The following is a 21,597-nucleotide window of genomic DNA, read 5'->3' on the forward strand; positions in this document are numbered from 1 at the left end:
AGATGTGTATAAGAGACAGGCGCAGGTCACAACATATGGACAATGACCATAAACAGCTGTAATCCTGAGTTTTAGACCCGTGAGTTAGAATCATTGCCAGAGGTTCACCAGTGTCTGTTTATAAGAATCCTCGATTCGGTTCGCGCTGACGCGCCAGGCGGCTCCGACGAACGAAGAGGGGGCGCGTTATTCATACGAAGGAATGTAAGATGCTTTTGCCAGATTCAAGTTTTACAAAAACCGTATATCAATCGGCATTTGAAGAATGAGTCGTCAGCTATTTGTTTCTCTGGATGGGCCCAAGGGAGCCGGTAAAACCACACTTTTGGAGGCCATTGCGAAAGTACTAAGGGCAGACAACAAGAAGGTGATCCGACTTTGCGAGAAAAAAAGCGATCCCTACAGGAGGGAAACAATGGCCCTCGTTAACAAGCTCGCCAGAAATCCCACCCTGGATTTAGAATTGGAGGTTTGTGAGCGCTTTGCTGATAGCCGTGCCTGGATTTCCCAGCAAGTGCTGACTAAACAACCACCGGACAGCATTATCTTGATGGATCGCTGGTACCCATCGGATGCTGCGTTTCGCCGGATGGTCCCATTTGCAGAGATTTTACAGCTTAACATTGAACGAAACGTGCGAACGCCAGACCTACATGTCGGGGTTGTTACTGCGGCTGATATTTCATGGGCAAGGGCCGCGGCCCGACCACGTGGGCTAAGTAGTACTGTGATTCATAAGCTGGAAGATCATGTCGCTTGTACCAAGGCGTTCGAGCGAGAAATTGCAGAGAACGGCTGGGTTTTATGCCGAAATGAAGGAACGATCGAAGACGCAACGATGAAGGTGATTTCTGAGATCTACAGAGTGCTTGGATGCCCCATAGGCATCGGTTTTGCGGGCAGAGCTACTTTCACCTTCAAAACGGGCTGACATTACAGGCTTTGATCAACACTTCGCTAATAGGATGAACAAAATGCAGCTCACTGGCGTGCAGCATCAGCCGCGGCGTCCGTTCGGTGCCAGGTATCAGGAGGCCGCCATACAGGTCACAGCCCAAAATAGGGTGGCCCAACTGCTGGCAGTGAATGCGCAGTTGGTGGGTGCGCCCGGTCTCCGGGGTTAGCTCTACACGTGTCAAAGGTAGTAACGTCCCGTCTTCCACCTCGTGATACAAACGCTCAACGACTCGATAGCGGGAGCGAGCGGGCTTGCCGTAGATTGAGCAAATCGACATCAGCGGGAACAGCGCTGGGTCTTTGGCAATCGCAGCGTCTATGACCCCGTTGTTGTCTTTCAGGTGTCCACAGAGCAGCGCGCTGTAAACTTTGGTCACGGTGCGCTGGCTGAACTGTTGGCAGAGGGCGGCGTTGATAGCCTTGTTGCGGGCAACTACCATCAGCCCGGAAGTGCCGAAATCAAGGCGGTGAATCAGAGTGCAGCCGGGGAATATCTTTACCAGCCGATAATGTACCGAATCGAGATTTTGCGGATTCTTCCCAGAGAGGCTGAGCAGCCCGGTTGGCTTATTGATAAGCACCAGGTGATCGTCCTGATAGAGGATCTCTATCTCGTCATGACACGGCGGGGCAATAAAGGTATCGAAAATCGTAGACATCAGGCTGCCGGATGGGGAGTGGATGTGGATAATAACGAATTTTCAGCTGGCTGGCGAATCTGGCTGTTAGCCTAATGGATCAACGGTAATTTTTGATGAAAGTGATACTTGTACGACACTGTTTTAGACCTGGCTGGAAATAAATGCGTCACTCTCCGATGGGGGATCGCAACACATTTACTTAAGCTGTTGTGATTCGTCATCATCAATCTATAAGACCGGGAAAGCGCACCCGGTCACTATGCCGATATTTTGTGAGTTATCGCCACATCTAGATGTTCAACCAACCATTAATCAGCGTGCAACTCTGCCCACCAATCCACGGCTCATCGTCAATAAAACGAACGCTAACCCGGCCATCTCGATGCAGTTGGGTACCTTGGCGAACCTGATACCCCTGTGCCGTCGAGTTACCGTCGGGGAAGTTATTGGCCTTCAACAAACGGGCCAGGCACGCATTGGCACTGCCAGTCACTGGGTCCTCGACCAACTTGTCCCATTCAACCAAAAACGCTCGCATTTCGTAATCTGCTGGATCACCCGATGAATAGGCACCATAAATCACCACGCCATCAACATGATAATCAGTTTGCAGCTGTTTAATCATGGCTTGATTCGGCGTCATCGTCAGGCAGGATTGAGCGCTTGGCATACGTACCATCAGCCAGCGAATGCCCATGTCGGCAATCACCGGCATCGTATCGACTTCAATAACCGCAGGCAGAAAAGCGGCCGTTAGCGTTTCCCTTTCTTCTGAAGTCAGCGTTCGAAGCGTTACCGCAGGTGCAGCAAACGCCAGCGTTCCTTCAGGTGAGATATTGACCGCAACCAGACCAACCCCGCATTCTTGCATCACCACACCCGGCTGTTTGGTCACCAGCCCAGCCTCCAGTAATGCATGAGCCGTACCCAATGTTGGATGCCCGGCAAAGGGTAGCTCTTTTTCGGGGGTAAAAATGCGCACCTGATAATCTGCCAGCGGATTAGTCGGTTTGAAAACAAACGTCGTTTCCGAAAGGTTGGTCCAGCGAGCTAATGAAAGCATCTGCATCTCATTCAAGCCCTCCGCCTCCAGGATCACCGCCAAGGGGTTTCCCTGCAATGGCGAGGTGGTAAATACATCAACCTGTTTATAGGCGCGTGGTTTCACATCATCTTTTCTGAGCATTTGCTGTAATCCGCTAGGTATAAGGCTTGATGATAGCGCTATTAAATGACAGACATCAATCGCTAATACCTTAAAATGGTTGGCTTTTGTGATACGTTGGTACTCATTGAGGCAGCCCCGGAAATTAACAGAGGAATACTACATGCAGAGTTTATTTTCGTTAACCGCTGGCGCCTGTGTGCGTTGGCACGATTTGCCAGGCCAGGGTATCCCGATTGTGTTTGTTCACGGGCTTGGGTGCGCGTCTTCCTATGAGTATCCACGCATTGTGGCAGATCCGGCATTTGCGGGACGACGCGCGATTCTGATTGACCTTCCTGGATATGGCTTTAGCGATAAACCTCATGATTTTGATTACAGCATTGCTCATCAGGCAGACGTTGTGATCGAAGTGATTACTGCATTGAATCTGTCACATTGCCATCTCTATGGTCACAGCATGGGGGGCAGTATCGCGATTGAAGTAGCAGAACGATTGGGTAAACGGATAGGTAAACTGGTGGTTTCGGAACCTAACTTTCATGCCGGTGGCGGCGTATACAGCCGCCTGCTGGTGGAAAGACCGGAAGCTGAGTTTATCTCGCAAGTGTACGACGAAATGCTGGCAGACCACACATCCCCCTGGAAAGGTTCGGCCCAAAATGCGGCCCCCTGGGCAATGTGGCGGGGAGCCAAAAGTCTGATTGATGGAGCTTCACCGTCATGGATGGAGACTTTCCTCAATCTGTCCTGTTCACGCTCACTGATTTTTGGCGAACAATCCTTACCGGACAGTGACTTTGAGTATGTCAGCCATCAGGGCATATCGGTAGCAACAGTTCCACAAGCAGGGCACTCTATGTCCTGGGAGAATCCATCGGCATTTGCCGTGGTGTTACACAAGGCATTTAACGATTGATTTAACACCATCGGTTATCATTCAAGCCAATAGAAAAACTTTTAACAGATGCTAAATTTTACCGTTTGCCGCCCAACATCAAGTTCTACAAACTAAGCGCGTCTGATAGAACCCTTAACCCTCAATTACGGAAAATCGCAATGTTGAAAAAATCCCTATCCTGTGTGCTGTTGCTCGCCACCTCAGGTTCAGTGTTTGCAGCACCGCAAACGGAAAAACAGATAGCCGACATTGTTAATCGCACCGTTGCGCCATTGATCAAAGAGCAGGGCATTCCCGGCATGGCCGTAGCGGTGATTTATCAGGGGCAGCCTTACTACTTCACCTGGGGATTGGCAGACGTTGCTGGCAAGCAGCCCGTCACGCAGCAAACCTTATTCGAGCTCGGTTCGGTCAGTAAAACGTTCACTGGAGTGCTAGGCGGTGATGCCATTGCTCGCGGTGAAATCAACCTTGGCGATCCGGCGAGCAAATACTGGCCAGCGCTGTCGGGCAAGCAATGGCAAGGCATCACTTTGCTACATCTGGCAACCTATACCGCCGGTGGCTTACCGCTTCAGATACCGGAAAATGTTACCGATGAAGCATCGCTACAGCGTTACTATCAAACCTGGCAACCGCAGTGGGCTCCGGGCACCAAGCGCCTTTACTCGAACGCCAGTATTGGCCTGTTTGGAGCGCTGATGGTTAAACCGTCAGGCATGAGTTTTGAACAGGCGATGACCAAACGCGTGATCCAACCGTTGAAGCTATCGCAAACCTGGATAAACGTGCCGCAGCAGGAAGATAAGCACTACGCCTGGGGCTATCGCGATGGGAAAGCGGTTCGCGTTTCTCCGGGCATGTTTGATGCCGAAGCCTACGGTGTGAAGTCGTCGATAGAGGATATGGCAAGCTGGGTGCAGGCCAACATGGTGCCTGCCAACGTGAAGGATGCTTCGCTGCAGAAGGGGATTACGCTTGCCCAATCGCGCTACTGGCATGCCGGTGATATGTATCAAGGTCTGGGTTGGGAAATGCTGAACTGGCCGGTTAAAGAGAAAACCGTGGTCGAGGGTAGCGATAATAAAAACGCACTGGCAGCGCTGAGCGTCACAAAAATCACTCCGCCAGCGCCAGCATCAAGCACCTCTTGGGTACATAAAACTGGCTCGACCGGCGGATTTGGCAGCTACGTAGCCTTCATTCCTCAACAGGATCTCGGCATCGTGATGCTGGCGAACAAAAATTATCCTAATCCTGTGCGCGTTGAGGCGGCTTACCGCATTCTTGAGGCGTTGCAGAAGTAATTTTTTTAGCCCCGCAGTCTCAGGGGGCATATTGCCCCCTCATCTAGGCCAAGTCCAAGTTATTTTCCATCACAAATGACCCGCTCCCCGTATGTGATCCATTCATAATCAGGAATAACCGGCTTCATTCTGGCTGCATATTCTGGCAACCGGCAGATTTCTCGGCAAATTCAGAAGGTGTCATCCAGCCCAAGGCAGAATGGGGACGGCTCTGGTTATAGAGTATGCGCCAGCCCTCGATTTTGCACCGTGCATCCTCCACAGACATGAACCAGTTCTCGTTCAAACATTCCTGCCGCTATCTGCCATTAAAGGACTCCACCGTAGCGTTGTCCGTCGGTGTTCCCGGGCGTGAGAAGTCGATCCTGATCCCTCTTTCATACACCCACTTGTCCAGCATTTTCCCTGCAAATTCAGAACCATTATCGGTTTTCAGCAACTGCGGTAAAGGACGCCTGAGCGCTATGCTGTTCAGCATCTCTGCCACTTCTGTCGAACGCAGATTCTGTCCCACGCAGATCCCCAGGCATTCGCGGGTATAAAGGTCGATAACCGTCAACAGGCGCAGTCGTCGCCCGTCAAACAACGCATCAGAAACAAAATCCATGCCCCAGACGTGGTTGGGATATAAGCCCTGAGGCTGCGGCTGCCGCTGCTGGGCAGATTTATTGCGACGTGGCCGTTTGAGGCGTAACGACAGCCCTTGCTCACAGTAGAGGCGGTAGATCCGTTTGTGATTGTCGCGCCAGCCCTCACGCCAGAGCATCACGTGTACCCGGCGATATCCGTCGTGAATTCGCGTTTCGGTGATCTCACGAATACGCAGGCGCAGTGCGCTGTCATCAGCAGCAACAGAACGATATCTAAACGAGCTGCGGCTGAGCCGTAGCGCAAAACAGATTTGTCTTTCGCTGGCACCGTATCGGGCCTGTAAATCCCTGACCCATTCGCGGAGGCGTGCCAACGTCAGTTCTTTTTTGCCAGCACATCCTGCAGCATCGCCTTGTCGAGGCTCAGATCAGCAACCAGCCTCTTCAGCCTGAGATTTTCTTCTTCGAGCTGCCGCATGTGCTTCAGCTCTGAAGGGGAAATTCCACCGTATTTTTTACGCCACGTGTAAAAGGTGGCATCAGAGATACCCAGTTTACGGCAGACTTCAGGCACCAATGTACCCAGCTCGGCCTGTTTCAGGGCAAAAACAATCTGTTCTTCGGTGAATCGTGACTTTTTCATCGGCACAACCTCCACTCAGGGGAGTGTTTATCATGCCGGAATTCTGTTTCTGAATGGAGCAGGATTTTGGGGTAGGGTCACAAAAAAATAGATCAATCGCCTTAATCAAGCTGTCAGCCTAGCTCGCTCTGTTCTATACGAAGGGTGACTCTGGTTACTTAAAAATCATTCGTTCACGTAAACCTTGAGCTTTATCATAAGTTTACTGCATAGCTGATTGATTATCTTGACCTATCATTAATTTGTGGCAACATTCAGACACACCTTGTCTAGGATAAACTTCAGAAAAAATTGGGTTTGATCTTGATTAACCACGAAAACTAATCAATGACCGTAACTATTCTTATTGAAAGTTTATGCCACTTGGGGATAGGTTGAATATCATAAAGTATATTATTATTTTTCAAAGGGATGGATTTTCATGAATATAAAAGGTTTATTTTTATCAGTATCTATTTTGGGTGCCTTACTTCTAAGTGGTTGTGCTAGTGTCCCACTTGCAACAGAGCAAGAGTCCGTACAAGCTAAAAGTTTCACTACTCCGGATGAAAATAAAGCTGGTTTGTATATTTATAGGGATAGTTTTGTTGGCAAAGCGCTAAAAAAAGATATCTATGTTGATGGTAAATGCATCGGTGAAACAGCAGATAAAACGTTTTTCTACACACAGGTAACTGGTGGGGAAAAGCACAAGATTTCAACGGAGTCAGAGTTTTCTCCAAATGACCTGTCTATCTTTACTGAGTCTGGAAAGAATTACTTCGTCAGGCAATATATAAAGATGGGTGCTTTTGTTGGTGGTGCTGGCCTCAGTCAGTCGACTGAAGAGGAAGGGAAAAGAGTGATCTCGAAGCCAGGAGTTAAGCTTGCCAAAGAAGGACGTTGCGACAACTGATACGATTCGGTAAAAGTAACAAGGTGCCGTTGCCTTTAAAAGGTGGCACCTTAATCTCTCTGCTTGGGTATGCAAGTAGGGTGAATGTGGGTGATCTAACGCACAATCAATGACAAAACCCACCAAGTTCCTCAACTACCCCAGCGACTTTTCAGGTAATTCACGGCCTGCTGGGTCTGTGGCTGATTAAGATAATCCTCTCTGAACAGGATCGTGCCTTTAATTTGCGATACGGACTCATTCAAATCCAGCTGCTTTTGTAGCTCCAGCACGCCACCGTTGACCATCCAATCGGGCTCGTTCTTTGACGGAATACCCACTTTATAGAGCGCCACACCGATATAAAGACGCGTATTGGTGGAGGTCACCACATTAGCCCACCATTTGGCGAGCACATCATAACGGGCCGCGTCACGCGCGAAGGGCCAGTACAGCTGCGGAGCGATGTAATCCAGCAGCCCAAGTTGCACCCAATTGCGGGTGTCGGCATAAGATTCATCATATGCCGCAGCACCTCGCGTATTGGAACCGGCCGCATCGTGTGAGTGGTTACGCCATACGCCAGAAGGGCTGACTCCAAATTCAACGTCGGGATTCAACTTTTTGATCGTACGAGAAACTTGCCCAACCAATTGCTTGGTGTTGTCTCGCCGCCAGTCCGCTTTGGAGCCAAAGTGTTGACCATACTTTTTGAACGTCTGGCTGTCGTCGAGCACAGAACCAGGGGACTCAGCATAGAAATAATCATCAAACTGCACGCCGTCAATATCATAATGGGTAACCACCTCTGCTACGATGCTGGTGATCCAGTCTCGTACCTCCGGGATACCTGGGTCGAGCACGAATCGGTCGCCTGCGGTGCGGATCCAGTCAGGGTGTAGCACATAGACGCTGGCTGGCTGCTGCGACAATGTACGGTTCAATTTATCAATGGTTACAGGCTTGGTGTTAACGGACACTCGGTAGGGGTTAAACCAGGCATGGACTTTCATGCCGCGTTTGTGAGCTTCATCCAGCATAAACTGCAGCGGATCATAGCCTGGGTTGTCGCCAATATTCCCCGTCAGCACATCTGACCATGGCAAAATTTTTGATGCCCAGAGGGCAGTGCCATCAGGCTTAACCTGGAAAAAAACGGTGTTAATACCCAGCGTCTTCAGTTTATCCAGCTTGCCCTTCAGTGCTTCCTGCTGTTGGCGAATGCGGATGTCTGGGCTGCTGGCATTGACCGATGTCACTGGTGGCCAATCGAGGCGGGATACGGTTGCCAGCCAAACGCCACGCACCGGTTCCTGGCTTTGCCGTGATTTATCCGGGTGTGGCTGTTTTGCCACCGAAGGCAACGGAGTGACTAAGGATTTCGCAGGTTCAGAGGTGCAACTGGCCAGTGAAAGCACACCGGCAAGAAGTACGCCCAGTTGTTTAACTTTGGTAAAGCTATGAGAACAGGCGATGATTCGCTCCGGCTTCTATTGAGTATCTAAACAATCTTGTCATTCTCTTATTATTCGAATTTTAGTCAATACCGGTAGGCCAGATTGGTTGGACGCTGCAAACCACTATCAGCTCGAGATAGGCCAATCAGCCGGGACAACGTTGCCAGCCAACAGGTTGGAGTACGGCCGTTAATCTGTCGTTTAAATCCTTTACACTATAATGTCTTCTATACCAAGGATTTCACCGTTAGCGTGACTGACCTGTCCGATAAAGATATCGAACTCAGTAAGTTATGTTTACAAGTATCCTCTGCTAACAAGATAGCCCCTTCAAATTAACTAAAGAAACTTTTATGAATAAATGTTTGCTTGCTGTTTTTCCCGCCATTATTTTGTCAGGCTGTGCTGCCACATGGGAACCGTTAGGTACGCCAACGCTGCCCCTTCAAGAGGCGAATAGCCTTTGCGATACTGAGTCATTAGCTCAGTACCCGGTTAAAAATGAGGTCGCTACTAGAAGCGTTGAAAAGCAGGTTTCATTGAAATGCAATAAAGATGACGATGGATGTAACAGCAGTGGTTATAAATATGAAAATAAACTAGGCGTTGAAAGCTACCCCTTGGACGTTAATATAAATAGCCGCAAAGCCGCATTTACTGCCTGCATGGCAAAACAGGGTTGGAGAAACACGAGCTGGCTATAAAAGAGTTGTGTTCCGGGCTGATACAACGCCCGGAGCTCGCCCTTTGTGAGGCGACCGAACGTGCCACTATTTAATTAGGGCACTCCTTCTTCTGCATCAACTCTGTCGCAGATCACCTCAGCGCCTGAACACGGCACCGTACCAGCTCCCTCGCCCTGTGGGAGAGGGTTGGGGTGAGGGGCAAGTAAAGCCAGTGTCTCAAGCCGTGCCGGGATCAAAGGAACTCTTGGCTGCGGTATGGGCCAGTCAAACAGATGTCGGGCTGCTGCGGCGCAGATTTTCCCCTGGCAAGCCGTCTCCTCAGGCTTTTCGGTGCTGGTGGCATCGCAGGTTCTCACTATATTCGCTGGTGGGATGCTGTTTATTCGTATGCAAGGTAACCGGCAATTCACCACAGCGCGGTAAGCGTGAAGGGCTTGGTGTTGCCAAGGCTAGTCGATACGCAATTCGGCAGCGAGCAACTCCAGCATGGCATCCACTTTTGGCTGCAGTTGTCGCCCAATGGGCCACACCAGATTGAGCGGCAGGCCATCAGTCGCCAGTTCCGGTAGGATTTGCACCAATTCACCGCGTGCAATTTCATCGCAGACCAGCCAGGTTGCCAACTGTGCGATACCGCATCCAGCCTTGACCGCGGCAACCTGAGCTTCGCCGTTGCCGACAATAATGCGGCCTTCCATCGTTCGCCGCTCAATCAATCCTGCATCATGTGCGATCAGCCAAGGCCCCGTGGTTCCATCGGCCTTGCCATAGAGCACGGCATCATGGCGAGACAGTTCGGCGGGCGATGTCGGTGTCCCGTTGCGGGCCAGGTAATCGGGCGAGGCGCAGAAAATGAGACGTTCACAGCCCAGGTTGCGATGGCCAACTGAGGTAGGCCAATGATCCGGGCCACCGATACGCACAGCCACGTCGATCGCTTCTTCGAGCAAATCAACGAAACGATCGGTCAAGGAAACATGCGGGCGTAAGTGCGGGTGTTGCTGTGAGAACTGGAGCAGCAACGGCCAAACACGGAGGCGACCAAACGTCGCTGGTGCGTCTAGCCGCAGACGACCCACCGGTTCATTGTGCTGTGCGGCGAGCACGGCTTCAGCTTCTTCCAAATCGGCCAGCACTCGTACGCAAGTACGGTAGAACGCAGCCCCTGCATCCGTCAGAGCCAACCGGCGGGTTGTGCGCTCGAACAGCCGAGTCCCAAGCCGATCCTCCAGGCGTGCCACACTTTTGCTGACGGCAGAGCTGGTCAGGTGCAATTGCTCTGCCGCTGCCGTGAAACTGCCTGCGTCGGCCGTTGCCACAAAGGTTTCGATGCCCTTAAGCCGCTCCGCTGGGATCATGCTGCCCTCGCTTATTAAGGAATTTAATTCAAATATTTCGGTAAAATATATCAATAATAAGAATATATTTCTTAAATATACTGAAGGCAACAGCAAATCCCCCCGTAGGAGCCTTTTTGATGTCTTGCATTACCGCACCGGGCACCGCCATTTCGGCGAGTCGTAGCCGCCTTTCCATCGTCATTCTTGCGGTGGCGGCTTTCGTCATTGTCACGACCGAATACCTGATCGTCGGACTATTGCCAGCACTGGCACGCGACTTGGATATTTCAATTTCCGCTGCCGGCCAGTTCGTTACCCTGTTCGCCTTCACAGTGATGCTGTTCGGCCCTGTGCTGACTGCGTTGTTGTCACACATTGAACGTAAGCGCCTGTTCATCGCTATTCTGATGATCTTTAGCGTTTCGAACGCTCTGGCCGCAATCGCTCCGAACGTTTGGGTGCTTGCGATTGCCAGGTTCATTCCAGCGCTGGTGCTGCCAGTATTCTGGGGGACGGCCAGCGAGACGGCCGGACAGATTGCCGGGCCGCATCGTGCCGGTCGCGCAGTATCGCAGGTGTATCTGGGGATCTCAGCCGCCTTACTGTTTGGCATTCCACTGGGTACGCTAGCGTCGGACATCATCGGCTGGCGTGGCACCTTCTGGATACTGGCCGGGCTGTCGCTGGTTATGGCATTGGCCCTGGCGATCTTCATGCCGACCCTGGCACGCCCCGAACGGCTGAGGCTGGCAGAGCAGACACGCATCCTCAAAGATCCGTATTTTGTCGGTAACGTTGTGTTGTCGGTCATTGTGTTCACCGCAATGTTTACGGCTTACACTTATCTAGCCGACATGCTGGAGCGCATCGCTGGTGTGGCACCGGCGCAAGTCGGTTGGTGGCTTATGGGCTTCGGTGCTATCGGCCTGGTAGGTAATTGGCTTGGCGGGCGCTTTGTGGATCGCAGCCCACTGGGCGCTACCGCCATATTCTCGTTATTGCTGGGCATAGGCATGATGGCCAGCGTTCCTGCGGCAGACTCGCTCATTCTGTTATGGTTGGCACTTGCGCTATGGGGTATCGCCTATACTGCACTGTTTCCAATCTGTCAGGTACGGGTGATGAAATCCGCTTCGCACGCTCAGGCGCTAGCCGGGACGTTGAACGTCTCTGCTGCCAATGCCGGTACGGGTCTTGGCGCCATTATCGGTGGCATGGTGATCCCCCAATGGGGTTTGGAAAACATCGGTTACGTCGCCACAGGCATCGCGATAACAGCCATTTTGCTGGCGGCTTGGCTCGTACGCTTTCGGCGGCAAAGCGCGGAATAGCTAGGAAAGGGCAGATGACCCACCTATGCGATCACCTTGATAAAAATCACGCCTCAAATAAATTGCTTGGTGGAAATAGTGGAGAGATGATTCTGTCTGCTACCTTGGGAGTGAGGGAATTTTTTAATAAATTGATTTAAGAGGATTTAATGGTGATTATCATTGAAAGTCTGAAGACAAAGTATCCGGGGGCCATTGCATGGCCATTTGGCGATTCCGCCGAAATGGCAGACAAGCTAGCAGACCTGGTTATTAAAGGGGTAAAAACCGCAACCTGCTGTTCGCTTTCATCTTTCAAAAATGAAGAAGAATCACCAACGATCGGCGGCTACAGCATTATCCTAAATGGCAAAGGTGATCCAGTCTGTGTCATTAGGACGATCGCTATGCGGATAATTCGTTTCTGCGATGTGACAGACGAACTGGCGAAAAAAGAAGGCGAGGGAGATTTCAGCCTCAGGTACTGGAGGCAAGGGCACAAAGAGTTCTTCCAAAGAGAAGGGAGTTACTCCGACACAATGGAGCTTGTAACAGAAGAGTTTGAACTGGTCGAGTTGTTGTAATGTATGATCCTGCGGTGCCGTAAAATAAATGGAAATAGGGTGAATTCAAATGCAGCTGATTTATCCCAGTGATTACTTTAACCCTGCCAAGGCCGATGAAACCTTTGAGCAGGAGTTTAACTGTGCCAGACAGAAAGGATTAACCTGTGCGCTGCTGTCGTCTGAACACGCCTCGATGGGAAAGTACAAGTTCTCTCACAGCTTTGAGCCAGATGTCCCCGTGATATGGCGTGGATGGATGCTAAGCCCGGAAGAATATCAACAACTGCATAGAGCCGTTTCGCTAAGCGGCGGGCAAATGCTTGAATCATTTGATGATTACATTCGGTGCCATTACATCACAGGCTGGTACGAAATTTGCCAAAAGTATACGCCGGAAACCATATTGGTCAGTGCAGATGCTGATTTCGATAAGCTGACCGATCATCTTAAGTGGCCGTGTTACTTCGTTAAGGATTATGTTAAATCTTTAACCACCTCCAGAGGCTCTGTTGCCGTAAATGCCGATGAGATCCGCGAAGTATTGCAATCCATTGAACACTTCCGTGGAAAAATTGAAGGGGGAATTAGCCTTAGACGTTTTGAAAATTTTATCCCCGAGAGTGAGCGCAGATATTTTTCGTTGAATGGCAAAGTTTTCTCTGCAGACGGAATCATTCCAGAAGTGGCTATTGAAATCGCGCAGCTCATAGATGCTCCATTTTTCTCCATCGATATGGTTAAAAATGATGCGGGTCAGCTCCGGCTTATAGAGATTGGGGATGGGCAGGTATCCGACATCAAGGAATGGCCGGTTGAGCGTTTTGTACGGATGTTTATGGAGCCATAGGCGCGTTTTAGGGGCGCATAAACGCCCCGATTTAACTCACTCAAATAACCTACGGTGCAGCGCAATAACTGCGCCATCAGCAACGTCGCTTGGCAGCAGGAAGCAAAGATTATCATTGGATGCGCCATGGAAAATCATGCGCACAGCATACTCATCCAGATCCATAAATGTATCCCGGCATACTCCCGCGCCACGATGGAGTTGATTGCCAATCAGCGTGACCAGGGCCAGCCCGGTTTCAATCTCGACCCGGCAATGAGAAGAGAGTGCCGTAAGCAGCGCGGTGGTTAGGGTGTGATCTTCTCCCGAAGTGGACCCCGTGGAATTCAGGGCCAGCGCTATGCAGCTGTCGGAGGTGGTCACCAGATCCACATCAACCTGATGTTCTGCAAGAATCGCGAACATTTCTGCAAAGAATGTGTATGCCGGTTGCGCATGCAGGCGGTGCAATCTCAGTAACGTCTGTTTACGACGAACGGCAATGGCGCGATAAAGTGGTGGATTGTCCGTCTCGCGGCGAACCAGCGTGCCGCCGGCAGCGGTATTTTTGCTGGAACCCACAAAGACCGGGATATTTTTCCGCACCGCGGGTAACAGGGTCGCTGGATGGAGCACTTTTGCACCAAAAGCAGCCATGTCGCTGGCTTCGGAAAAGGAGATATGGTCGATACGCCTGGCCTGCGCCACAATGCGCGGATCGGTGGTGTAGATCCCGGCCACATCAGTCCAGATATCGACACGTGCGGCCTGCAATGCTTCCCCAAGCAGGGAGGCGGTGTAGTCGCTGCCGCCCCGGCCCAACGTGGTGGTATGCCCGGCGTCATCACGGCCGATAAAACCCTGGGTGATAACAATCGCCTGCTCAATACGCGGCCGCAGATGGGCTTCTGCCTGATCTTTCACAAGGCTGATATTGGGTTCGGCGCAACCGTAAAAGTTGTTGGTTCGAATGACTTTACGGGCATCAAACCACTCTGCTTGCGCTTTACGCTCACGAAGCACTTCAGCAAATAACAAACTCGACATCAGCTCGCCATGGCTGACCAGTTCATCACTCAGCGCAGTGGAAGGCGTTGCCAATGCCGTCTCGGCAAGACGGGCAATATTTTCAAGGAGTTGGTCGATTTCCTTGCCAATGACCAACGGCGCTTTCAGGCGGGAAATAATGTTGTACTGGATAGTGCGAAGGGTATCAATTTTATCCATACGGTCACGACTTTCCAGCCCTTCAGAAAGTTCGACTAATAGATTTGTGACTCCCGCGGAGGCAGACAACACGACCAAACGAACCAGGTCATCAGCAAGAACAATACCGGCACTGCGATTCATCGAGTCAAAGTCAGCAACGCTGGTGCCGCCAAACTTGGCAACGACGAATTGTGGATAAATGCGTGTCATAACAGTCTCATATCAGGGCGCCATAAAAATGGCTAGAAAATTTTCATTCTCGGCATAAGGGAAGCTCGCTTCGCCTTACGAAATGTCCGCCCGCGAACATTTCTGATGACAACCCAGGAAAGCCTCCTGTTGTCGATAACGTGTATTGCCTCTTACGCGTTACCGGTGTGATGCGCATTAATTCTTTATTTACGGATAGTAAAAATAAGCGCGCCATAGTAAGTGATTTATCTTAATGGATCGACATTTTTATTTTATTTGGCAATAAATCAGTGAAAAAGAATGCCTTACAGGCCAATGCCTAACATTCTTAACGGTAAAATCGTGTAACAAAAGAATAAAACCATATCAAAACGATGGTTTTCATGACGTTGTGTGCAATCTGGGTATCCGTAACGTTTTGCACAATATTGGTAACAAAAATTAATGCATGATGAAAGGTAACTTGTTGTTGCACTTGGATTTTACAGGGTTGATTGCATGCTGAAACAAATGATTGAGTACACCATTAAAATAATATATATTGGCCGCGTTTTTACAGGCAATCCCCTTAACCTTTAACTCAACCCGGCGTTAATAATACCCGAGGTTGTGGGAGTGATATGATGACGGATAAAGTCCGTATTGATACTTTAAGTGCTCGTTCATTACCACAAAGCAATGATACCTTTTTAGCAAGACAGGCTGAGTTTGAGTCTAACGTCAGAAGCTATCCACGTAAACTGCCATTGGCAATAGCTAAAGCGCAGGGCGTTTGGATTACTGATGTTGAAAATAATCAATATCTTGATTGTCTTGCAGGCGCCGGGACTCTGGCGCTGGGTCATAATCATCCTGACGTGCTTCAAAGCATTCAAAGTGTCATCAGCAGCGGCTTACCGTTACATACGCTGGACCTTACCACACCTCTGAAAGATGAATTTTCCTCTTATTTACTCTCTTTATTACCGGGCCAGGGCAAAGAGTATTGCCTGCAATTCACCGGTCCTTCTGGCGCTGATGCGGTTGAAGCCGCGCTCAAACTGGCAAAAAAAGTAACTGGCCGTTCAAGCATCATCAGTTTCTCCGGCGGCTACCACGGTATGACGCACGGTGCGCTCTCCGTAACCGGTAACCTGTCACCAAAAGAAGCCATCAGTAATATGATGCCTGAAGTGCAGTTTATGCCTTATCCGCATCAGTACCGCTGCCCGCTGGGTATCGGTGGCGACGCAGGCGTTAAAGCGCTGACGTACTACTTCGATAACTTGATCAACGACGTGGAAAGCGGCGTACGCAAACCAGCGGCGGTGATCCTCGAAGCGGTGCAGGGTGAGGGCGGCGTGAACCCGGCTCCGGCCGAGTGGCTACAGCGCATCCGTAAAGTCACGCAAGACCATGGAATTCTGCTGATCATCGACGAAGTCCAAGCTGGTTTTGCACGCACCGGTAAGCTGTTCGCATTTGAACACGCAGGTATCGAGCCAGACATCATCGTTATGTCTAAAGCTGTCGGTGGCGGTCTGCCGTTGGCCGTACTGGGCATCAAAAAACAGTTTGATGCATGGGCGCCAGGCCACCATACCGGAACATTCCGTGGTAACCAGCTGGCAATGGCCACCGGTCTGACCACGCTTAAGATCCTTAAAGACAACGCCATTGCGGATAAAGTTGCCGCCCAGGGCGAGTGGCTGAAAGGCAAACTGGTCGAGCTGCAAAAACGGTTCCCGGTTATCGGTCACGTACGTGGCCTGGGCCTGATGATCGGCATTGAAATCGTGAAGCCTAACGAAGCGCAGGATCACATGGGATGTTACCCGGCGGATGGCGAGCTTTCGGCACTGCTGCAGAAAAAATGCTTCGAATCCGGTTTGATTCTGGAGCGGGGCGGCCGTCATGGTTGCGTACTGCGCCTGTTACCGTCACTGCTAATCACCGACGCTGAGCTGGAAATTTTCCTCGATAAATTTGAAAACGCCTTGCTGGCCACTGGCATGGAGCCGGTTTAATCGGAGTTAACGATCGTGTCAGATAACAACCCAATTCTCTCCGGTTCGGCGCAAAGTATCGCCGCCTATCAGGATGCCATTGAGCAGAGCAGCAAAGCCGTTATCGAATGGTTAAAGCAGCCAGAAATGTATCAGGGGAAAACCGTCGACCAGTTGCGCGAGCGCATCCAGTTGAACTTTACCTCTCAGGGCCTGGGTAACCAGGCCGCCATTGAGCGCGCAGTTGAGTATTTCCTCAAGGACAGCCTCTCTGTACATCACGCACAATGTGTGGCGCATCTGCACTGCCCGAGCCTGGTGATAAGCCAGGCTGCAGAAGTGCTGATCAATGCTACTAACCAGAGCATGGACTCCTGGGATCAAAGCCCATCAGCGACCATCATTGAGATCAAACTCATCGAGTGGCTGCGTGAGCAGATAGGATACAGCGCCGGTGATGCCGGCGTGTTCACCAGTGGCGGCACCCAAAGTAACCTTATGGGGCTGATGCTGGCGCGTGATGCTTTCTTCGCGCGTCAGGGGCACTCCGTTCAGCAGCAGGGTTTAACGGGCGATCTGAGTAAAATCAAAGTGTTTTGCTCCGAAAGCGCACACTTCTCCGTGCAAAAAAACATGGCGTTGATGGGGCTGGGCTATCAGTCAGTGACCCAGGTGAAAACCGATGCGTTCTCGCGTATGGATATCGCTGACCTGAAAACCAAACTGGCGCAGGCAAAAGCCAACGGTGAGCAGGTGATGGCGATTGTGGCCACCGCCGGTACGACTGATGCAGGTGCAATTGATCCGTTAGAGGATATCACCGCGCTGGCCGCGCAGGAAAATATCTGGGTTCACGTTGATGCCGCATGGGGCGGAGCGCTGCTACTTTCTGAGAAGTATCGCCACTACCTGAACGGCTTGGAATCCGCAGACTCCGTGACACTGGATTTCCACAAGCAGTTCTTCCAGACCATCAGCTGTGGTGCATTCCTGCTGAAAGATGCACATCATTATGAGCTGATGCGTTATCAGGCGGCGTACCTGAACTCTGATTTTGACGAAGAGCACGGTGTACCTAATCTGGTATCAAAATCACTGCAAACCACGCGTCGTTTTGATGCCCTGAAGCTGTGGATGGGCCTTGAAGCGTTGGGTAAAAAACAGTACGCCGAAATCATTGATAATGGCGTTACACTGTCACAAAAAGTGGCTGAGTATGTCTCTGCACAACCGCATCTGGAACTGGTTATGCAGCCACAATTGGCAAGCGTACTGTTCCGTTTCTGCCCGAAAAGCGGCGATCGCGCGTATATCGCGCTGTTGAACCAGCGTATCGGCGATGTTCTGTTGGCATCAGGTAGCGCAAACGTTGGGGTTACTGAAGCAGATGGCGTAACCTGTCTGAAGCTAACGCTGCTGAACCCAACGGTTTGTCTGGAGGACGTAAAAGTCCTGCTGGCAAGCGTGAAAGAGACGGCTGAAAAATTGCTCAACGCGTAATCCTTTAGTAGCCGAATCTGCGTCGAGTTGCTAGTCAATTCGGCGCAGTCAAAATGCTTCCTCTGGTGAAATCTGTTGGGTAATGACAGCCATTAGTTCTCAGATTTCACGTAGCGCGATCAAAAAAGGGGGGCGTTTTGAACGATATTGCACAACTTTTGCCAGTAATCCAAGCACTAGAGGTTCAACTCCATCAGTCGGCAATACGCAACGATGCAAATATCGTTGGAGAATTGCTGCATGACGATTTTGAAGAGATCGGCTGTTCCGGGTTGTACTATGACAAACAGCAAACCATTGCGGCGCTAAAGTTGGAAAGCGGCCAGCCACAGATTTTTGCCGAAGAATTCAAACTGGTGAAGATTGCCGATGGTGCCGTATTGTTGAGGTATAAAAGTTTTCAACGTGATGCGGATGGCAGCATTGTTCGCCGTGTCGAGCGTTCATCGATCTGGTTGCAATCGTCACAAGACAGCGGAGGCCATTGGCAGATGCGTTTTCATCAGGGCACACCGATCGGGGATTGAAACCGACTGAGTATCAGCTCGAACAATCGTCATTCATGAACCAACTTCAGAAAACTAAGCAATCAAAGCATGAAGGTGAGGTGAGATAAACCTAGCGGGATAACCCGGTGCGTAACTGCCAATGCAATTTAACATAATATACATTATGCGCACCAAGGTAGCGATACGTGGAATCTGGCTATCTGCTACTGTCATTGACCTATCCACATCCTGCCTTACCTTGATTCGCATAACGGTTGAAATGTCTTGCGGCCTTTTACTGGCGTTACAGGTCGTCCGGTTGTTTTTCTTCGGAGCCTGATTTAAATGAAACGATTGATATTGACCGCAACCGCTGCGATAAGTGTAACTTTGCTACCATTCGTATGCTCAGCAAATGCTGACTCAATGGGCATCAATAAAGATTGTAATCATCCGGTTAGCCAATACGGCATCGACTCTATCACTGCGCTCGCTCAGTACAAGGCTGAACCGAAAAAATTCATGGAAGCCATGACGGAATTTTGCAACAGAGGAAAAATCATGGGCGATATGGGATTCGATGCTGTTGCGAATCTGTCGCTCACCGAGTCAAAAAAATGGACTGATACCAATCTACAAAGCCAGAACAAAGAACAACGCGAGTTTTCAAGCAGCTTTGCTCGCCTTCTGGCCTCGGCAATGCTGAATGGTTTTACTGGATTTGATTATCCAAAACCACCGGAGCAAAACAAAGTACCCTTACCAGATTCATTCAAACCACATGAGATGTGTGATGCAATCACCTCTAAAGCAGCAGAGCATTCCACTTCGCAACTCCCCTCTCAGGTGAAAATCTCATTATCCGAATGGAAGAAAATAAAAAGTGAATTTGAAATGGTGTGTCTTATTGGAATGGGGAGCGGTAATAGTCGCAAACCGGTTGATAATGAATTGATGAATGGACTTAATGATATTGCCAAAGATGTTTATATCCAGGCATATAATACAGGTTCTAAATACCCAAGATACAATGCTCTCGAAACATCTAAAGCAAGCGTAGATGACCTATTTGATGCTCTTGCTAAAGAAAAGAATATCCCAAAAGGAAGTGGCAGTAGCAAATCAAAGCAGAAACCACCTTCGTCACCAGAAGAAAGAAAACACAGGGAAGAAATAAAAAATGAAGGGGAAAGGTTTCAAGCATCACTTCAAAGTTTACTTGCCACAAGAATCGGAAATCAAAGTCGATTTTCAGGAAAAGTATGTTCGGTAAAAATCTGGCTTTCTCAAAATGGTGAGGTACTGTCAGTAAAAGAAGAATCAGGTGATAGTGAGCTTTGCTCTGTAATACTAACGACTGCGAAGGGAATGAGATTATATCCAATGAGTGATGAAGTCTACAAAATGTATCGCAATGTGACTGTTGATATCAAACCTTAATCTATAGATTTAATGACAAGAGTCTTCATTTCCATGGGGGCTCTCTTTTCTTTTAGTTTGTTATTTTAATTTGTTATTGGTCAACTCAAGCCGTATGGCTCCCTTGCAGGGGGCTTAAGAGATTTAAAAAGAAATGAAGCTCCTGATTGTACAGATAACTGATTAAGGTAAAACAACAGAGGAAGTACAGATAACCGATTAAGATAAAATAATAGAGATATACAATATATATAACAGCAACCCCGGAAGGGATTCGCACATGCTAGCATGAGTATTTAATTTTGTAAACAACATATTGCATTTTTTATATTTCATCACCCTATCGGGTTAATCCAGTACAGCGCCCCACCGGAATGCAATCCATATAACGCCCCACAAGCCATAATTGTCATCATGGCAATGCAGAAGGCTGGGTAATACCAAAAACACCATCAAATCGCATACAGAGAGCCACCGGTCACTATGTATACCAAATCAGAATAACTGTATAAATAGACAGTGGTGCATATGCCCACCTGGCACCCAGAAATCACCATTAAGCCCCCTTTCCTACCCTATTTATGATGCCTGTAGAGCCTGTGATGCATGCCAACCGGTCCACCCTTGCTACCTCATGGAGACTAAGTGACGCCCTAAAAAGGCATCTGGCAGACCGTAACGCTACCTGACACAATTTATGGCCTGAACGCTTTTTTATCTTATTTTTTGAATTTTTAATTTTAATTAATCCTGTACCTCCACCCGCAGTGCTGGCCTGAAAGAATGCGAACGAAAAAGTAGGACCCATCCCCCAATTCTTCTTTCTCTTTCCCATCTTCATTTTCATCACTCAGGAGATACATTGTGGCGCAATACAAGAAACACATCCGTAATAAACGTTACCATCTCAATTACACACATCCTGTTCTTTATCCTGGAGCGACATTCAGAACCAAAACTGATGGAGAATGCTCTATTCTTGGTCGTGCCGAGGATAAAACCAGGCGTGGCTATTATGTCATAGAGTTTAAGGATAGCGGCGTTATCAAAGAAGCCTATGGGTCACATATAAAGTCAGGTGCTGTATCAGACAAAGAATTCCCCACTTCAGAAGAAGAAAGGCAGGCTTTGTTGATGAAACCTCACTACTATGGTGTAGGCTATATTGGCAATGGAAAGCACTCTACCGTTGATAAGACTCAAACCCATCAGCGAACAAGAACTTTCATCCTCTGGCATAACATGCTGGCAAGGTGCTACACAATAACCAGCCAAGGGAGGTCATTCTTTAAAGGTTATAAAGGGGTGAAAGTCTGTGAGCGATGGCATAACTTCCAGAATTTCTGTAATGACCTTCCAGCACCTGTCTCTTATACACATCTGACGCTGCCGACGATGCCAACTAAAAAAGGGTGTGGGTGGGGGGGGGGGGGGGGGGGGGGGGGGGGGGGGGGGGGGGGGGGGGGGGGGGGGGGGGGGGGGGGGGGGGGGGGGGGGGGGGGGGGGGGGGGGGGGGGGGGGGGGGGGGGGGGGGGGGGGGG

18 protein-coding genes and 1 pseudogene are annotated in these 21,597 nt (G+C 49.9%); 13 read left to right on the forward strand and 6 right to left on the reverse strand.

Annotation, left to right across the window (positions count from 1 at the left end):
* The first annotated feature begins 265 nt into the window (after positions 1-265).
* Positions 266-931, forward strand: coding sequence for a dTMP kinase (locus JHD74_RS22815; protein ID WP_074031137.1), 666 nt, complete (start codon positions 266-268; stop codon positions 929-931).
* On the opposite strand, the gene JHD74_RS22820 is transcribed toward JHD74_RS22815, so the two are convergent.
* Together JHD74_RS22820 and JHD74_RS22825 are read right to left on the reverse strand one after the other, a co-directional pair.
* A complete protein-coding gene (locus tag JHD74_RS22820) occupies positions 918-1,616 on the reverse strand; it encodes an RluA family pseudouridine synthase (protein WP_074031138.1) in 699 nt (232 codons plus the stop codon). The genes JHD74_RS22815 and JHD74_RS22820 overlap by 14 nt on opposite strands.
* A gap of 271 nt (positions 1,617-1,887) precedes the next feature.
* Positions 1,888-2,784 (reverse strand): PhzF family phenazine biosynthesis protein, encoded by an 897-nt coding sequence (locus tag JHD74_RS22825; RefSeq protein ID WP_074031139.1) that lies wholly within the window; start codon positions 2,782-2,784, stop codon positions 1,888-1,890.
* A gap of 142 nt (positions 2,785-2,926) precedes the next feature.
* Between JHD74_RS22825 and JHD74_RS22830 the strand changes: the two genes are divergently transcribed.
* Positions 2,927-3,682 carry an alpha/beta fold hydrolase gene (locus tag JHD74_RS22830; RefSeq protein ID WP_074031141.1) on the forward strand — a complete coding sequence of 252 codons (756 nt, stop codon included), beginning with the start codon at positions 2,927-2,929 and terminating at the stop codon, positions 3,680-3,682.
* A gap of 140 nt (positions 3,683-3,822) precedes the next feature.
* Positions 3,823-4,971, forward strand: a complete 1,149-nt coding sequence (gene blaSFDC / locus JHD74_RS22835) for an SFDC family class C beta-lactamase (protein ID WP_199063558.1) — start codon at positions 3,823-3,825, stop codon at positions 4,969-4,971.
* Between the two features lie 124 nt (positions 4,972-5,095).
* On the opposite strand, the pseudogene JHD74_RS22840 reads toward blaSFDC, so the two are convergent.
* Positions 5,096-6,204, reverse strand: a pseudogene (locus tag JHD74_RS22840) (IS3 family transposase).
* A gap of 421 nt (positions 6,205-6,625) precedes the next feature.
* Here JHD74_RS22840 and JHD74_RS22845 point away from each other — a divergent pair.
* Positions 6,626-7,099, forward strand: coding sequence for a DUF2846 domain-containing protein (locus JHD74_RS22845; protein ID WP_074031145.1), 474 nt, complete (start codon positions 6,626-6,628; stop codon positions 7,097-7,099).
* 131 nt (positions 7,100-7,230) lie between these two features.
* Here JHD74_RS22845 and JHD74_RS22850 read toward each other — a convergent pair whose 3' ends face one another.
* On the reverse strand, positions 7,231-8,556 hold the full coding sequence (locus tag JHD74_RS22850; protein ID WP_074031147.1) for a glycoside hydrolase family 10 protein: 1,326 nt from the start codon (positions 8,554-8,556) through the stop codon (positions 7,231-7,233).
* Between the two features lie 81 nt (positions 8,557-8,637).
* On the opposite strand from JHD74_RS22850, the gene JHD74_RS22855 reads away from it, so the two are divergent.
* The gene (locus tag JHD74_RS22855) at positions 8,638-8,874 is read left to right on the forward strand and encodes a DUF4354 family protein (RefSeq protein ID WP_143182277.1); all 237 of its coding nucleotides are present in this window, start codon (positions 8,638-8,640) and stop codon (positions 8,872-8,874) included.
* 14 nt (positions 8,875-8,888) lie between these two features.
* Positions 8,889-9,239: a hypothetical protein gene (locus JHD74_RS22860; RefSeq protein WP_074031148.1), complete on the forward strand. Its 351-nt coding sequence runs from the start codon at positions 8,889-8,891 to the stop codon at positions 9,237-9,239.
* 431 nt (positions 9,240-9,670) lie between these two features.
* On the opposite strand, the gene JHD74_RS22865 is transcribed toward JHD74_RS22860, so the two are convergent.
* Positions 9,671-10,579 carry a LysR family transcriptional regulator gene (locus JHD74_RS22865; RefSeq protein ID WP_199063559.1) on the reverse strand — a complete coding sequence of 303 codons (909 nt, stop codon included), beginning with the start codon at positions 10,577-10,579 and terminating at the stop codon, positions 9,671-9,673.
* Between the two features lie 119 nt (positions 10,580-10,698).
* Between JHD74_RS22865 and JHD74_RS22870 the strand changes: the two genes are divergently transcribed.
* The 3 genes from JHD74_RS22870 to JHD74_RS22880 all read left to right on the forward strand — a co-directional run bounded on the left by JHD74_RS22870 (position 10,699) and on the right by JHD74_RS22880 (position 13,284).
* Positions 10,699-11,892: an MFS transporter gene (locus tag JHD74_RS22870; RefSeq protein WP_199063560.1), complete on the forward strand. Its 1,194-nt coding sequence runs from the start codon at positions 10,699-10,701 to the stop codon at positions 11,890-11,892.
* A 149-nt stretch (positions 11,893-12,041) separates the two neighbouring features.
* Entirely contained in the window at positions 12,042-12,455 is a 414-nt protein-coding gene (locus JHD74_RS22875; protein WP_233169640.1) for an ASCH domain-containing protein, read from the forward strand.
* Between the two features lie 49 nt (positions 12,456-12,504).
* Positions 12,505-13,284: an ATP-grasp domain-containing protein gene (locus JHD74_RS22880; protein ID WP_199063561.1), complete on the forward strand. Its 780-nt coding sequence runs from the start codon at positions 12,505-12,507 to the stop codon at positions 13,282-13,284.
* A 36-nt stretch (positions 13,285-13,320) separates the two neighbouring features.
* Here the strand turns inward: JHD74_RS22880 and lysC are convergent, their stop codons facing one another.
* Positions 13,321-14,682, reverse strand: a complete 1,362-nt coding sequence (gene lysC, locus JHD74_RS22885; RefSeq protein WP_024530115.1) for a lysine-sensitive aspartokinase 3 — start codon at positions 14,680-14,682, stop codon at positions 13,321-13,323.
* A 602-nt stretch (positions 14,683-15,284) separates the two neighbouring features.
* Here lysC and JHD74_RS22890 point away from each other — a divergent pair.
* The 4 genes from JHD74_RS22890 (at position 15,285) to JHD74_RS22905 (ending at position 20,077) form a co-directional block, all read left to right on the forward strand.
* Entirely contained in the window at positions 15,285-16,670 is a 1,386-nt protein-coding gene (locus tag JHD74_RS22890) for a diaminobutyrate--2-oxoglutarate transaminase (RefSeq protein WP_199063562.1), read from the forward strand.
* 15 nt (positions 16,671-16,685) lie between these two features.
* Entirely contained in the window at positions 16,686-18,149 is a 1,464-nt protein-coding gene (locus JHD74_RS22895; protein ID WP_024530117.1) for an aspartate aminotransferase family protein, read from the forward strand.
* Positions 18,150-18,286: 137 nt separating this feature from the next.
* On the forward strand, positions 18,287-18,676 hold the full coding sequence (locus JHD74_RS22900; RefSeq protein WP_199063563.1) for a DUF4440 domain-containing protein: 390 nt from the start codon (positions 18,287-18,289) through the stop codon (positions 18,674-18,676).
* 306 nt (positions 18,677-18,982) lie between these two features.
* Positions 18,983-20,077 (forward strand): cell envelope integrity TolA C-terminal domain-containing protein, encoded by a 1,095-nt coding sequence (locus tag JHD74_RS22905; protein WP_199063564.1) that lies wholly within the window; start codon positions 18,983-18,985, stop codon positions 20,075-20,077.
* The last annotated feature ends 1,520 nt before the right edge of the window (positions 20,078-21,597 follow it).

The sequence above is a fragment of the Serratia sp. ASV30 genome (genome assembly GCF_016428815.1).
In the GTDB taxonomy this organism is placed as follows: domain Bacteria; phylum Pseudomonadota; class Gammaproteobacteria; order Enterobacterales; family Enterobacteriaceae; genus Chania; species Chania fonticola_C.